This window comes from Pedobacter agri PB92, assembly GCF_000258495.1.
GTDB classification, from domain to species: Bacteria; Bacteroidota; Bacteroidia; order Sphingobacteriales; family Sphingobacteriaceae; genus Pedobacter; species Pedobacter agri.
In genome coordinates this window covers 1-14,918 of the sequence record NZ_AJLG01000019.1, presented here as the reverse complement: position 1 = coordinate 14,918, position 14,918 = coordinate 1, and the positions used below count along the sequence as shown (strand labels likewise).

Annotated in this window: 18 protein-coding genes and 1 pseudogene; 18 read left to right on the top strand and 1 reads right to left on the bottom strand. The window is 44.5% G+C overall.

Annotated features, from left to right (window positions below):
• Window positions 1-195 precede the first annotated feature (195 nt).
• Window positions 196-858 carry a DUF429 domain-containing protein gene (locus ON09_RS04475; RefSeq protein WP_010599862.1) on the bottom strand — a complete coding sequence of 221 codons (663 nt, stop codon included), beginning with the start codon at window positions 856-858 and terminating at the stop codon, window positions 196-198.
• 829 nt (window positions 859-1,687) lie between these two features.
• Here ON09_RS04475 and ON09_RS04465 point away from each other — a divergent pair.
• The 18 genes and pseudogenes from ON09_RS04465 to traM all read left to right on the top strand — a co-directional run bounded on the left by ON09_RS04465 (window position 1,688) and on the right by traM (window position 14,815).
• Window positions 1,688-2,086, top strand: a complete 399-nt coding sequence (locus ON09_RS04465) for a plasmid mobilization protein (protein WP_010599860.1) — start codon at window positions 1,688-1,690, stop codon at window positions 2,084-2,086.
• Between the two features lie 316 nt (window positions 2,087-2,402).
• Window positions 2,403-3,566, top strand: coding sequence for a relaxase/mobilization nuclease domain-containing protein (locus tag ON09_RS04460; protein WP_010599859.1), 1,164 nt, complete (start codon window positions 2,403-2,405; stop codon window positions 3,564-3,566).
• Window positions 3,567-3,582: 16 nt separating this feature from the next.
• Window positions 3,583-4,215 carry a ParA family protein gene (locus ON09_RS04455; RefSeq protein ID WP_010599858.1) on the top strand — a complete coding sequence of 211 codons (633 nt, stop codon included), beginning with the start codon at window positions 3,583-3,585 and terminating at the stop codon, window positions 4,213-4,215.
• Between the two features lie 28 nt (window positions 4,216-4,243).
• Window positions 4,244-4,618, top strand: coding sequence for a hypothetical protein (locus tag ON09_RS04450; RefSeq protein ID WP_157258841.1), 375 nt, complete (start codon window positions 4,244-4,246; stop codon window positions 4,616-4,618).
• The gene (locus tag ON09_RS04445) at window positions 4,615-4,941 is read left to right on the top strand and encodes a hypothetical protein (protein WP_010599856.1); all 327 of its coding nucleotides are present in this window, start codon (window positions 4,615-4,617) and stop codon (window positions 4,939-4,941) included. Before ON09_RS04450 ends, ON09_RS04445 begins: the two co-directional genes overlap by 4 nt.
• Before the next feature lie 151 nt (window positions 4,942-5,092).
• Window positions 5,093-5,263, top strand: a pseudogene (locus ON09_RS26775) (DUF4134 family protein); the annotation flags it as partial.
• Between the two features lie 113 nt (window positions 5,264-5,376).
• Window positions 5,377-5,685: a DUF4134 domain-containing protein gene (locus tag ON09_RS04440; RefSeq protein ID WP_010599854.1), complete on the top strand. Its 309-nt coding sequence runs from the start codon at window positions 5,377-5,379 to the stop codon at window positions 5,683-5,685.
• Window positions 5,686-5,728: 43 nt separating this feature from the next.
• A complete protein-coding gene (locus tag ON09_RS04435; RefSeq protein WP_010599853.1) occupies window positions 5,729-5,989 on the top strand; it encodes a hypothetical protein in 261 nt (86 codons plus the stop codon).
• Complete coding sequence (locus ON09_RS04430; protein WP_010599852.1) at window positions 5,973-8,429, top strand: TraG family conjugative transposon ATPase; 2,457 nt, start codon at window positions 5,973-5,975, stop codon at window positions 8,427-8,429. Before ON09_RS04435 ends, ON09_RS04430 begins: the two co-directional genes overlap by 17 nt.
• Before the next feature lie 32 nt (window positions 8,430-8,461).
• Window positions 8,462-9,154 carry a hypothetical protein gene (locus ON09_RS04425; protein ID WP_051010173.1) on the top strand — a complete coding sequence of 231 codons (693 nt, stop codon included), beginning with the start codon at window positions 8,462-8,464 and terminating at the stop codon, window positions 9,152-9,154.
• A gap of 5 nt (window positions 9,155-9,159) precedes the next feature.
• Window positions 9,160-9,843, top strand: coding sequence for a hypothetical protein (locus tag ON09_RS04420; RefSeq protein ID WP_157258840.1), 684 nt, complete (start codon window positions 9,160-9,162; stop codon window positions 9,841-9,843).
• Window positions 9,840-10,067 (top strand): hypothetical protein, encoded by a 228-nt coding sequence (locus ON09_RS04415; protein WP_010599849.1) that lies wholly within the window; start codon window positions 9,840-9,842, stop codon window positions 10,065-10,067. The genes ON09_RS04420 and ON09_RS04415 overlap by 4 nt, the downstream gene beginning before the upstream one ends.
• Before the next feature lie 16 nt (window positions 10,068-10,083).
• The gene (locus ON09_RS04410; RefSeq protein WP_010599848.1) at window positions 10,084-10,551 is read left to right on the top strand and encodes a hypothetical protein; all 468 of its coding nucleotides are present in this window, start codon (window positions 10,084-10,086) and stop codon (window positions 10,549-10,551) included.
• 332 nt (window positions 10,552-10,883) lie between these two features.
• Window positions 10,884-11,363, top strand: a complete 480-nt coding sequence (locus tag ON09_RS25095; protein ID WP_157258839.1) for a hypothetical protein — start codon at window positions 10,884-10,886, stop codon at window positions 11,361-11,363.
• Window positions 11,364-11,380: 17 nt separating this feature from the next.
• Entirely contained in the window at window positions 11,381-12,535 is a 1,155-nt protein-coding gene (locus tag ON09_RS04400) for a plasmid transfer protein (RefSeq protein ID WP_010599846.1), read from the top strand.
• A gap of 35 nt (window positions 12,536-12,570) precedes the next feature.
• Complete coding sequence (gene traK, locus ON09_RS04395; RefSeq protein ID WP_010599845.1) at window positions 12,571-13,188, top strand: conjugative transposon protein TraK; 618 nt, start codon at window positions 12,571-12,573, stop codon at window positions 13,186-13,188.
• Complete coding sequence (locus tag ON09_RS04390; RefSeq protein ID WP_010599844.1) at window positions 13,166-13,585, top strand: hypothetical protein; 420 nt, start codon at window positions 13,166-13,168, stop codon at window positions 13,583-13,585. The genes traK and ON09_RS04390 overlap by 23 nt, the downstream gene beginning before the upstream one ends.
• Before the next feature lie 162 nt (window positions 13,586-13,747).
• Entirely contained in the window at window positions 13,748-14,815 is a 1,068-nt protein-coding gene (traM, locus tag ON09_RS04385) for a conjugative transposon protein TraM (protein ID WP_157258837.1), read from the top strand.
• Window positions 14,816-14,918 lie beyond the last annotated feature (103 nt).

Here is a 14,918-nt window from a genome sequence, read left to right as displayed (position 1 = left end):
TTTAGTTTGCTTTATCCAGACAAATTTTTCGTGCTCGCAAATATGATAATTTGCTGAGTATGCCAAAGGCATATTTTCCTTATATAATAGCGGGTCCATCACATCTTGATCAGTTCAGGAAAGTTGACCAGCAACCATTATCGTTTTGTTGCTAAAATTTTGTATTTAACGTTCACTTCTGACAGTATACATAGCTTAGCGGTGTTTAACATTCGGGAGTATCACACAGCCTTCTTCATGGTCTCCAACCGCTTCATATTCTCCAGCGACAAAGAAAAGTCCACCAAGTGCAGCACTTATAGCATCAATCTCATCATGGCTGATCCGGGCTTTGGAGAAAGCGCCCTTTAGACCCATCTCAGCAAGCCCTGTTACCAATTGCTTAATATCTTTCTGTTTCCTGGGAAGACCAAGTATGTCCTGAACGCCGCCTGGAAAGCTTTCTATCACTTGATAGCCCAATATCCTGAACTCGCCTGCTAAGTTAATGCCTCTTAAGGTAAGCTTTTGCATACTTTGGATCAATGGCGGATAAGATCTGATTCCTTTTTTTAACATCTCACGTTCACAAGCCCTTGTGATCCCATAAATTTGCCTTCCAGGATCATCATCGTAGACTGAAATCCGACCTCTTGGCAGTGAGAGAGGAGAGTCAATCGCAATAATTCCAGGATTCATCTTTACAGTTTCTTCAATCAGCTCATCATTCTTGAAGATTTTTCTCGTACTCACATCTCCATTCTGAATGACTGCCCATCCTGAAGCTTTATTTTCTGATCCTGTTAAATCAATCCCAACAACTGCTGAGTCGTTTAATTTAATGAGTCTTTCCAGAATTGCTTTATTATCTGTAACCAAAATGCCAATCGAAATTTATAGATTGTTTGTGACGGTAAATATAACATAAAAAAGTCCTCAGCTTTCAAAACTACTGATCGATGCTACCCAGCACTCGTATTGTTAACATCAGGCTGAGAATATTGGATTTCCAAAAATTCCACAGATAGCTTTTTCTTTTTTAAAGGTTTAATTAAACATATAATCCTGAATATTAAAATATCTGAGTTCATATTGAGTTCATTTACAGTTCAATATAGCCCAATATAGTTCAAAAATTTCCAATCATTCAATTCGTGAATAGGTTTGTGTCGAGACACTTAGTTAGCTGATTTAGCTGCTAGTTAGATATAGGCCTATCGGAGGTAATAGCATAAACTGCTTTAACCGTGGTCAATTGGATCTTTGACATTTGGGAATGAAGCATTATTCTGCGAGGAGCGGAAAATCCTGTGAAGTTGAGATGATATCAATATATGAAAGCGCAGGGGCAGGCGACGGCCCGGTCTGTATGGACTGACGCGAGTAATTCCGGATTACCTTTTTTAAGCACATGGTTTGTTTGTGTTTTGGTTAAGGTGGGAGGGGCCGGGAGGCCCCTTTTTTTATGCCTTGATTTTAGGGTTTGTTCAGATTTTCTTTGTCGGTTCTTTTAAGAGGAGAAGCTCGGTAATATGGATGAGGTACTGTTTGTTTTTTTATTGGCAAGATGTCTTTTTGTCGGACAAAAAGAATCTTGCCTTTATCTCTTCGCGGGATCCGCTCATCATAAAGGGTGAAGGAAACTCGCAACTCGTTCCCTTTTTGAACTTTCATATAGGTTGTAGAAGTTAATTTAGGAGGATAGCAGATGAGATATAGGGGTAGGCCTCCATTAGTTTCTGGCAAACGCATCAAAAAAATAGATGTCCGGTTTACGGAGGAGGAGTTTGACCTGATCCTGGCAATGGAGAAAGCCTCAGGGATGAAAAAAGCGGATCTGATCCGTAAAAAGGTCCTCTCTGAAGGAGAAAGAATGGTGATAGATTCAAAATTAATGATGAACAATTTAGATGTGATAGGCCTGGAACTTTCAAGAGCTGGAAATAATATTAATCAGCTCGCACGTTATGCGAATATTCTAAATCAGGATGGACTGCTATCAGGTGTGTTGGTGGACAGGTTGCTGTTAGAGCTGCGGAAATACAACAAAATTAAGATGAATCTCGAACGATTGATGAGAAAGCTCATCAGGTTGCTGGGTAGCTAGCTAATGTGATGGCCAGATAGTTTAGTATTTTGTTGTTTTGTTAGTTAGCAAGTTTGCTACTGAGTTATTTTGTTAGCCTAATCAATTGTTCTCCTGATATTCAGTGAGCTGATTAGTCATTTAGCTTACTCAGCAGGTTGCAAGGTCATTTGCTAGTTTGTTAGCTTTAGTGCGGTCGATGTTGCGCTTTAACGAACTAAATAGCTTGATCACTATCAATCCTGATCTGAAATTAACAAATTCATTTGCTATTACTATAACGCGATATCTGATGAGCTGGCTAAGATGAGATCCTGATATTAAAATCTTAAGCGATATGATTGTCAAGATACTTAGTCCATCTGCCAGCTTTGCCGCGGTACGGTATAATACAGATAAGGTCGACCGGGGGATGGGCGAGCTGATGGTGGCCAGAAACTTTCGCGCCATGGATGCTCTTTCTGATATCCGTCCTCAGGACTATATCAATTACCTTAAACATTTGGCCGCTGGAAACAGCAGGATTGCCAAACCCCAGTTTCACGCGGTCATTTCTGCGGACGGTAAATCTACTTCTGCTCAGGAACTTTCAGTTTTAGCTGAACGCTGGCTGGAGAAGATGGGTTATGGCAAGAATCCTTACCTGATTGTTTTTCATGGCGATACGGATAACCATCATGTGCACCTGGTTTCTTGCCGTGTAAACCGGGAAGGAAAAAAGATTTCGTCGGGGTTTGAGCGGATCAGAGCAGTAGCAGCATTGAATGCTTTGCAGGGTATTGATCCGGAGGTGGTCTGTAAAAAGGATATCAGTTCGGCGCTTGCTTATCAGTTTTCAACCCTTGCTCAGTTTAAATTGTTGTTGGAAAGCAGTGGCTATGATCTTCGTGAGGCTGAGGGAAAGCTGGAACTTTTCCGTTATGGCAGGGTGCTGGGAAAGGTTGATCTTAATCTGATTCATTCCAGGTTTATGGCTTTTGATAAAAAGCGGGCCAATCAACTCAGGCAAATTTTTCTTAAATATCTTCCTGTTCATTTCCCCCGGCTGATTCCGGTCCCCATTTCTGATTACCGGTCTGTTGCGCCGATTCGGTATACTTCGGACTTTGCCGCCTTTGCATCGGAAAAGCTTGGATTTGAGCTTGTTTTTCATAGCGCTAAGGGCAAGCTTCCTTACGGTTATACGATCATAGACCACGCCGGCCAGCGGGTTTTTAAAGGCGCTGAAGTGATGCCGCTAAAAGATATGCTCGCGGCAGGAGTTTCCCAGGAGTCTACTGAGCTAAATCGGGTGGATCACATTATTGATCAGCTTATAGGAAAGCAGGATACCGGGAATTTTGATCCTGGCAATGGTGATGAACGCTCCGGTGAATTGGCGGCTGCCGAAACAGGTGCGGATGATATGGGCCTACTGGAATTGAGAGACGATATCGATGATGAGGCCATTCTTGGCCGCAACCGGGCCAGAAAGGGAATGGCCAGGACCAATACCAGATAATTAAATTTTTACTGATATGCTTATATTAATAGGAAACCAAAAGGGCGGTGCAGGGAAAAGTACGCTTGCGCTGCTATTAGCTAATTTTTTAACGATGGTCAAAAAAAGAAAGGTGACGGTAATTGATATGGATTATCAGCAGTCTCTGGCCCAAAAATACGAGAAGGGAAAGGTGCTGGACAATGAAGCGCCATATGAAGTGATCGCGGCCGGGCTGGAACATTTTCCCTCGATGTATACCGTACTCAGTGCCAAGCCTGAACATATTGTAATTATTGATCTCCCCGGGAAACTCGATGATGATGGACTGTTGCCGGTGTTCTCTTCAGCAGAACTGACCCTTTGTCCTTTTTCTTATGATGAACTGAGTTTTGATTCAACGATTCTTTTTTCGGTGGTTTTCCGCAAGATCAATCCTGATGCGCCACTAGTCTTTGTGCCCAACAGGATCAAGGGAAATGTCAAATATGAAACGCAAAGCGAGGTAGAACTGCAGCTTTCCAGATTTGGTGAGATATCAGCCGCAATTGCTGACCGTATTGATTTCCAGCGGACCAATACCTTTCAGACGCCAATGATGATTTTTCCACTGATCTTGCCGGTCTTTGAAAAGGTCTATGAGCGTTATCTGGAGGTTAAGCCTGCTTGACTTTTTTTAATATTTTAAATGGTTCAATATGAAGACACAAATGAAATCACTCGCTGATGAACTCAGAAAGAGTATCGGAACGGGGGAAGTGATCCCATCAAACAAAGATCCGGTGGTTGGTGCTAAAGGAAAAAAGGTGGATGCTACTAAAGATGACCCGGTATCGGGTAAGGGTAAGAAAGCTTCGGATATCATTTCGCGGATCAGGGAATTCGATTGTAGCGATCAGAAGCATTTGCTTCATCCCAGGCTGGATGCCCGCACGGTAGCTTTGCTTGGCCGGCTGAAGCTGGCTTCGGGTCTGGATATGAATAGGGTGATCGCTTTTTCGATTGTCTACCTTTTTGAAAGGCATCCCGAGATTAAAAGTTTTATTAAGGAATCTCTTGAAAATTTTGAATGATGAGTTGGATCAGTTTTTTAACATGGATACTGGGTATCTACTTTTTTTATTATTCCGCCAATATCGGTTTTGATTTACTAAAAGTAAGGCGGTCGGTTGATGTAGGCGATAATACTCTGATATCAGTCAAGGTAGATACGGAGGATGAGACGATGTTCCCGGTCAAGGTGAGTGATGGGGAGGAGATCGATTATTTTATTGATGAGGGTGATACCTTCGTGCCGGAGTCGCCCATTTATTCCTCTGCCGGGGTGAACATCAGACAACTCTTTGAACTGGCCCGGTCAGAAAGTATAGAGTTTACGGGCAAGGTAAAATATTAACATTTCGTTGGGAGGTGGTTATGGAAAGTCTTTGGGTTATTTTGGCAGGAATGCCGGTTCAGGTTCTACTGATTTTACAAGCAGGAGCTGGTAATGGAATAGCTGAGCTGCAGCAGGCGGAAAGCTTCCTGCACGGTTCGTTTTTTCTTTTCGAGACCTCTCTTTCGTGCTTGCAGGTTTGATCGCTATAGCAGGTGCCGTCAGCGTTTATCATAAATGGCAGATGGGGAAGGATGTGAGTATGGATGTGCCGGCCTGGTTTTTCTCCTCACTTTTTGTATTGGTCCTGGGACTGATGGTTGCCGGCTTCTTTGGTCTTTAAGTTGGTTGGGTTTTAATTGGTTGGTTCGTTTTAATTTTTTGCTGCTACTCCGCGGCTTTTTTTGTGCCCTGATTTTTCTATTGGGGTGAGGTTTAAACTTAAATTTTTTGATAATGAAAAAGATGAATGTAGTAAGGCTGTCTTGCCTGTTGGTATTAATTTCTGTTTTTGGTGACTTGTTTGCACAAAGCGGGGTGACGGGATTGAATACGGCCACTTCTACCCTGAAGACTTATGTCGATCCGGCCACAAACATCGCACTGGTGATTGGCGGGATCGTGGGAATTGTTGGTGGGATCAGGGTGTATTCGAAGTGGAACAGTGGTGATCAGGATATCAATAAGGAACTGATGGGCTGGGGCGGATCCTGCCTGTTTCTGGTGCTGAGTTCTTTGATTGTGAAGGCCTTTTTCGGTTTGTAGCATGTCGAGGTCATTTCCGGTCTATAAGGGGCTGCAAAAACCGATGGTTTATAAGGGTTTCAAGGGAAAGTTTATCTATTGGGCAGTAGGCCTGCTATTGAGTGCACTGGTGATCGGCGCTTTGACGATGGCGATCATTAATATGTATTTAGGGGCGGTGGTTATGGCCGGGATCATTATTTCTGGTTTTTTTTATATCGGTGCCCGCCAGAAAAAAGGGCTTCATGATAAAGCTTTTTCTATGGGTGTTTTTTATCCTGTTAATCAACTTTCTAAAATAAACAGATATGCAAAAGCAAAATGAATTCAGGGTGCCTTATCTGGGCATTGATTTATCTGCGGACATGGATCTGCTTTACGGAATGAATGGGGAGTTCTCGGTATTGATACGAATGGTTAATCCGGTTTTGAGATATAGCGGGGATGCTTCGGGTTATAATGCATTTCATTCGCTGTTCCTGGGGATTTTAAAGATGTTGGGCGAAGGTTATGTATTGCAGAAACAGGATGTGTTTTTCAGGGCACTTTATGCAGGCGGGGAATTGGGGGCTGGTTATTTAGACGAGACCTATTTTGCCCATTTCCGTGGACGGGAATACATTGGTTTGGAAACCGTATTTGTGCTGACCAGGCAGGTACCTCGCGGCAGGTTCTATGTGTATGATCCGGCGCTGCGAAGGGATTTTAAGCTGATGGTCAATAAGATAATGGGAGTATTGGAGCAGGCAGGCTGTTTACCAGTGTTACTCAGGGAAAAAGAAATTAACCGTTATGTGATGCGAATGCTTTCGCTTAACTTTTCAGATGGGAATCTGGTGCTGGATAACTTTAGTCCCGGTGACCATGAGGTGGGTATGGGAAAGCGGGCCTTTCGGTCGGTTTCATTAATTGATATTGATCAGATCAATCTGCCTGCTTCGCTTTCTACTTCAGGCTTTCTCTCGGCAGCTGATGCATTATCCGGCTTTCCTGCTGATCTTTTACATTTTTTGTTTAAAGTACCGGATTTTTCGGTTATGGTATTTAATCAGGTGATCGAGGTGCCGGCGCAGCCATCACTGCTTAGGGGCTTGGAGCTTAAGCGAAAGCGCCATTCAGGTATACCTGATCCTGCGAACCAGATTTGTGTGGAGGATATTTCCTTGCTGCTGGATGATGTGGCCAGGGATAACCGCTTATTGGTACATGCACACTTCAACGTGTTGGTTTGCGCAGATAAGCATAAACTATCCAGGGCCTGTAATTTTCTGGAATCTGCACTTTTTCAGATTGGCATCATCCCTTCAGCAAATGCTTATAACCAGATGGAACTTTTCCGGACGGTGCTGCCTGGAAATTCAGCGGAGCTGAAAAAGTATGATTGGTTTCTGACCACGGCCGAAGCTGCCCTGTGCTTATTTTTTAAAGAGTCGATACCCAAGGATGAGGATTCTTCATTTTTGGTCCGCTTCACGGACCGACAAGGGATCCCGCTGGCGATGGATCCGCTGGATCTGCCCATGAAAACCGGCAGGATCAATAATAGGAATAAATTTGTGCTGGGGCCATCAGGATCCGGGAAGTCTTTTTTTATGAATGCGCTCATTGAACAGTATTTGCGCTATGAAATGGATGTTGTCATCGTAGATACCGGACACAGTTATTCAGGCTTATGCAGTTATTTCGGCGGAAAATATCTGACTTATTCTGAGCAGGCGCCGATCACGATGAACCCCTTTTCGATTTCTGAAGGGGAGTACAATATTGAAAAGAAGGATTTTCTCGCTACGCTGGTTTGCCTGATTTGGAAAGGAGCAGATGGCGTAGCCACGCAAGTGGAAAAGGATGTGATTGCTGCAGTAATCAGTGGATATTATTCATCTGGTTTTGAAAGGCTTAAGGTAGGTGGTTTTAAGTTGAACTTTGATTCTTTTTATGAGTTTGCTTTAGGCAAGATTCCGGAAATAAAGGAGCAGGAAAAGATCAGTTTTGATCTGGATGAGTTCCGCTATGTACTGAAAAAATTCTATAAAGGAGGTGAGTTTGCACAGATTCTGAATGAGGATGCGGATGCATCGCTATTGACCGAACGGATGATTGTTTTTGAGATTGATTCGATCAAAAATCACAAGGTTCTTTTCCCCATTGTAACGCTTATCATTATGGATGTTTTTATTCAGAAGATGCGGTTCCGGAATGCCTTCAGGAAGTCACTCATTCTTGAAGAGGCATGGAAGAGCCTGGCCTCTCCGCTGATGGCGGATTATATCCTGTTCCTTTTTAAAACGGTGCGGAAGTTCTGGGGAGAGGTAATCGTAGTGACGCAGGAACTTGGCGATATTATTGGAAACGCGATTGTCAAGGATAGCATCATTTCTAATTCGGATACAGTCTGTCTGCTGGATCAGCGGAAGTTTCGAGACAATTATGCGGATATCGCGGCGCTGCTTTCCATCAGTGAGGTTGAGCGAAGAAAGATCTTTTCAATCAACCAGCTGGACAATCAGGCCGGCCGTGGCCCTTTCAAAGAAGTATATATCAGAAGGGGATCGGTTGGGGAAGTGTATGGAATTGAGGTGTCGCTCGCCCAGTATCTGTGTTATACAACTGAGAAGCCGGAGAAAAGGGCAGTGGAATATTACCGCTTAAAGTCCGGATCTTATGAGGAAGCGATTAAACACTTTATTGCTGATTTTCTTTCTTCAGGAAAGGATTTGGGAAGCTTTGTCGTTGGGGTAAATAACGAAACTGGTTCCCAGGGTTGACGGATAGTTTTTTTTCACTTAATGTTATGGATATGGAAAGGTTTTTGGTTATGGGCAGATTGCCCATGGGCCTGATGGTAATGCTATCAGGCTTTTTTATTTTTAAGGTAAGGGCGCAGACGCTCTATGTAGATCCGGTAACTTCCGGCGCCATTGCGGTGCACACTTCGGTAATCAATAATCAGCTGGATAAAAATAATGAGCGGCTATCACTGATCGCCAGGGGCCAGCTCGCGGTGACCGGGCAATTGGTAATTGTTAACGACTTACAGGACAAGATATACCGAGGATTATCTGAAGTGAGTGCGGTGATGAATAACCTTTTCTCCATCAAGGAAATTGGCGACATCGGGATTGACATTGTGCGGGATGTAGAAAAGTCAGTCACGCTGGCAAAGGCCAATCCATTGCTGTTGCTTTTTGCAGAAGAGGGTGCCAGGGAATTTAAACTCCGGGCGATAAAGCTTTCTGCTGAGGTCGGCGGATTTGTGCTCAAAGGCGGTCGGGATAATTTGCTGGATGCCGGGGAGCGCTCCCGACTGCTGAACCATATTGCTAATGAAATGCGGATTCTACGGGGCATTGCTTATGGGATGCAGCGGGCGATGTATTGGGCGAAAATGAAAGGAATTTTTGCCTCGCTCAACCCCTGGGGCACCTGGATTAATATGGATGTGCGGATTGCAAACAGTGTATTAACGGAAGCGAAATACTTACATAGATAATGGATATGAAAAACTTTATAGTATTGATTTCTTGTGTTTTATTCAGTGTTGGCGGGTTGTATGGAGGTAGCGGGTTCGCACAGCGAAAGGCGCTCAATATTGCGGGGATCCATCAGCTGGTTGCGGCATCCAGATCAGAGCATGATCGTCAGGAAACTTCGAGGAATCGCCAGGCGCAGAATACGGTGAATGAGCAGGCGAACAAAACACTCCTTTTTAAGCTCAAGGATTCTTACCGTTTGCTGCAAAGTAGGTTTTCATTTCTGGGGATGGCGGTTTCTGCCGCGGAAGTGGGATGGAATGCATCGCCGCTGGTGACTAAGATCGTTGCGGAACAGTCTAGGTTGTACAACGCCGCGATCCTGAATCCGCTGTTGCTGCCCTTGGTATATCAGGCTGAAGTGGAGTTTTTACTCCGGGCAAAGGATTTATCGGGCTATCTGTTTGCGCTGGTGTTAAGTTACGGGGCTTTAAACCAAATGAAAATTTCAGACAGGAAGATCTTATTTGATCACGTATTGACAGAGTTGAAACAGATTGCGGCATTGTCTGCCGGAATGGTCAGGCTACTGGATCATGCTAACCTTTCTTCGATGATTAGCCGGTTAAATCCTTTTGCCGATTTCATCAGTACGGATAAAAGTGTGGTGGAGGATATTTTGCGGAAGGCTAAAGCTCTTGGTTTATGAAAGCTGGTTTGAAGATTTTTAGGTGTCAGATTTCATTTTGGTTTAGTCTTGGGTTTTCTTTAGGATTAGTGGGGATGGTTTCGCCTGCTGTTTTTGCTCAGCGCCTTGTCTATGATGCCGGGCATTTTAACATTATTACTGAAAATGCTTTTGTCAGGACTTCGGCAGCATTAACTCACCAAAGTTACCTAGGAAAAAATAGAAAACAGTCTGAATCACATTAATCTGAATGTCGGCTCAGTGGTTACTGCGCAGGAATTAATTTATACCGGTCTTTCCAATGTCAATGGCGCACTTCGAAATGGCTTGATGCTGAAAAGCATGTTCAGCACTTGTGATCAGATTATCTCTTTTTCTAATGCCATGGTGGAAATGGGTAGAAAAGAACCTTACTTGCTGCTCTTTGCTGAAGATATGGCAAGGGAAGTGGCTTTGCGTTCGGGAAGATTGATCAGCGAGGTTGGCGATTTTGTTTTGAAGCAGGGGGGCAATGTACTCATGGATTATAACGCCAGAGATGAACTTCTGAAAAGGATCAGTGATGAACTGCATATTATTTCTGGCCTGTGTTACGGCGCCTGGAGGGCAATGTACTGGACGGGACAACGCGGGATCATTCGTTCCCTGAATCCATTTGCCGGGTTTATTAATTCGGATCAAAGGATAGTGGAAGAAATTTTATTAAAAGCTAAATATTTAAAGAAATGAAAAATTATAGTGTTAAAGGTGCTTTTTCTGGATTTAGCAGGCACTTGCTGCTGATGGGGATGGGTATTATGTTTTTGTTTTCAGTCGCAACCGGTCAAACCCCGATCAGGGATGAAAGTGGGGTCAACCAGCAGGAACGCATGGTTTTTAAATCATGGGACAGGGCAAAGTTTACGCCGACTTCGGGTTTTCTGGGGCTGAATCCTTACTACTGGCTGACCTGGGGTCTGCATCCTAACTATCCTAGAACAGATCTGAGACCGCTTTCGGCTACCGGGCATGAAACGATTCGTATGGGGCTGCTAGCCACTATGCAGTCGGCGGATAAAAACATGGAACTGGGGAGCGATACCATCCGGAATGTGGCTTTGGATGAGATTGGTGCACATGCAGGTTTGTTTTCGGATACGGATCCGCTTTGGTTGCTTTACTATTCCTCGCAGTTCAGGCCGGTTACTGATCCGGACAGGGTGGATATCCTATCCGGACTTTCGGCTTCGGTTAAGGCCAGGCTAATCAGCGAAGGAAGTTATGACTGGTATAAGGATCAGATTGCCATGCTTGCCGAGCGGCTGGATGGGAGCCGGCGAACCAATCAGGACAGGGGGTCCAGGATATTGTCCTACCAGCGTCTGCTGTTAGAGTTTAGAAAGATCCAGGGCATCTGGACTTCCAAGCGGGCGGCGGCTGAGAAAATGATGCGCTTGTCTTCGGCTAAATCAAAAGTGGATTCAGGTAATCCTGCTGGCGTTTCTCTTTCCATCTCCGATGCGGAGGTTGCCAGAAGGGTACTAGCAGATCGAAAGTTCTAACATTAACCTACTAGATGATGAAACAAATGAAATTTATATTGGTGCTGCTCATTATAATAGGATGCACAGTTTCAGCGGTAGCGCAGCAGCCTGACAACAAGAGTGCTTTTGAGTTTTTGCAGGGCAATGGAGTTTATGAGGAAGGCATGATGGTGTTTTTAAAGGGACTACGGGAATCGATCTGGACGCACTTTGATCTTTTTATCACTGATGCCAAGGCGCTTGCTGCGATCTTTATGATCATTTTCTTTGCGATAAAAAGTTATGATATGATATCCGGAGATAAAAAGCTGGAGATTATGCCGCTGCTTAGGCCATTTGGCCTGGTGATGGTGATCATGTGGTGGGGAGGCTTTACTAAAATGATCGCTTTTCCAACTGATCTGGTTGCCGTAAAGACTGAAGAGATGTTTGCCTCAGAGCAGGCTAACGTGAATGCATTGCGGCTGACCAGGGCGGATTACATGCAAAAGGTGGCCAATGCGCTATATAATTTTGAAGCAGAGACTGAGCTGGCGGAAAAGGAATCAGATACCTGGGCAGGCCGGGCATGGGATTCGATCACTTCCACCATCAAAGAAGGCATGTCTACGGTAGTCAGTCCGGTGATTGAACTCAAGAACAGGCTTAAAATTGGGATGCAGTTGCTTTTGACGCAGCTGCTGGAACTGCTGGGGATATGGATACTACGCATCGCGGTATATGTGCTTTTCATGATCCAGATCCTGTATTCTTCCATTCTGATTATTCTTGGACCTTTTGCTGTGGCCGCGAGTATCTTGCCTTCCTTCCGCGATTCAATGTCTACCTGGATTGCCAGGTTCATTTCGGTAAACCTGTATGTGGGCATAGGATACCTGGTGATGTATCTGGTAGCGCTGATGCAAAAATATGCGATGACCGTAGAGATCAACCGCTATAAGGAACTCATAGGGGAAGAAGGATCGGGAGCTAATCTGGAGAAAATGGCCTGGTTTGCGGGAAATGGGATTCTTTCCTTTGGTACGGTGATTTTAAGCTTTGTGATCGGAGCGGTTTGTATGTTTACCGTGCCCAGCATTTCCACCTGGATCATTTCGACTTCGGGCATCAGTTCAGCGGCTTCCAACTTTGGCAGGGGCTCGCAGACCGTGATGGGTGTAGCAAAGAAAGCAGGGGGCAGCTTTTTTTAAGACCTTCTTTTTTGATTTTAACCTTTTATTTTCTGATGATGATGATTAAAAATATCGAATCCAAGATCCGCCTGGCTACTTTCGTGTCGCTAGGGAGTCTGCTAAGCTCGGTAGTGATTACTATTGTGGTGTCGTTCTTTGCCTACCGGCAGGTGAATTCGGCCAGAAAAAGCATTTACATTCTGGACAACCATGTACCGATGCTCGCCAAACAGACGGACGTACAATTAAACAGGCCTGCGGAATACCGGGCAGATGTCGATTTGTTCCATTCCCTATTTTTTTCACTTACTCCTGATGACCGTTTCATTGAATACCAGATGAAAAAGGCGATGTATCTGGTGGATGAGTCAGGGGCGAGGCAATACAATGATTTGAAGGAGAAGGGTTATTTCAGCTCGGTGCTTTCTTCGTCCTCAGTGCTGACCTTACAAACTGATTCAATCTTTCTGGATGTGCCCAAACGGTATTTTCGGTTTTTCGGGAAGCAGCGCATTGATCGGCGGAGTGCGACCGTGGTCCGATCACTCATTACTGAGGGTACATTGCGGGATATGCCACGCAGTGAAAATAATCCCCACGGGGTATTGATTACCCAGTGGAAAATACTGGAAAACAAAGACCTGGAAAATGTTCAGAAAAATTCACTTTAGGCTGGCTGATAAACGGTTTTTATCAGAGCTCAACGAGGCTTTTGGTCCGATATGGAACTGGTGTTTAGCGAAATGCCGGTTGGTCATGATTCGTTATCCCAGACCGGTATTCACAGTTATGGTATTATCAATCGGGTTTTCTCTTATGGTGTTAGCCGGGGATATCTTTGGCGGTAAAGACACGGTTGTTCGATCTAAAGGAGCACCTATGGTTTCTGGCATGGATATAGGGGCTGCTGGTTTTTATCAGGGACTGGAGAGCATATCGAGCACGGCTACAAAAATAAGGCGAAATATGGAGCTAAACCAAAGAGTCGATTCGCTGCTGAAGAAACAGCAGCTGACCCATCAGGATTCGCTATGGTTATCACAAGCACTCAAAGTCATGGAGCGCTAGTGCTTCATTGTTATTTTTTTATCCTTTAAATTTTATTGTATGAAAATCAATTTCAAAAAGCCGCGGTATGTTTTGCCGCTGCTGGCCTTGCCGTTTCTATGTCTTTTCTTTTATGTGTATAACAATAGTTCAGAGAAGAAGCAGGAGGTTCCCGCAGACGGGATGAACGGTCAGATTGCTGATATCTCCGACCAGGTGCGGGATCGGGGACTATCTGGAAAGCTGGATGCTTATCGTGATCGGTATAAGGCCAGTGATGGGTACTCCGGGATCAATCCCATTTCAGAAGAACTCATCCGGGATACGGTGTTGCGCTCTAATTATTCGGATGCGGAAAAGCGGAGTCTGGATTCCATTGCTTCATCTTTAAAATCCAGCGCAGGAGGCTATCGGATTAGGGATGATCCTGGCCGGTTTGCTGGTAGTGACGTGCCCTTGGCAGGGAATGCTTCGAGAGTTAATATTAAGGATTATCATGCTACGATGAATGCTCAGGATAAGCAAATGGTTAAGGCACTTTCTGATTTGGCTGCCGCGAGAAAGTCTGTTGATCGTGTGGATCAAAAAGACAGGATTATAGCCCAGTCTGCTGCTGATCCAATGGAAATCTTCCGGAAGCAAATGTCTTATATGGATAGCGTAAGTAAGCAAAGTGACCCTGCTTTTCAGGAAGAAAGCAGAAGAAAGGCAGAATCCCTAGGATTAAAGCAGCTCCAGGAATCTGCTGACCGGAAACTGCTTCGGGTCAAACCTTCTGTTGATATCCAGGGTAAGGCATCCTTGCAGGTTAAAGGCCTCGTTGATCAGGATATTACCGCTTTTGCAGGATCGCGCATTCGTATCCGTCTGATGGAAGATATGATGGTAGGGGAAGTCAAAGTGCCCAGTGGAAGTTTTCTTTATGCCGTGGTGAACGGCTTTTCAGATCAGCGGATAAAGCTTTCAATTTTTTCGGTGCAATATGCGGGAAAGATTCTGCCCGTCAAACTGGAAGTGTATGATCTGGATGGTTTGGCCGGCCTATATGTACCGTCATCATTTTTTAGGGAGTTTTCCAAAAACATTGGCGGCGAATCCATTCAGGGCGTATCGGTTTCTTCGGCTTCGGGTCAGCAGTTTCTGATGAGTACGGTTGACCGTTTATTCCAGTCGACTTCCTCAGCCATTTCAGGATTGATCAAAAAAAAACAGGGCCAAAATAAAATACAGCACTTACGTGCTGCTCATTGATGCCGCTGGCCTGCAATAATTCATTTATAGTTTACTTAATTATTCAACATTCGTGATGAAAAAGATAATTTTTCTGACGGCTTTGTGCTGTCAGTGTGTACGT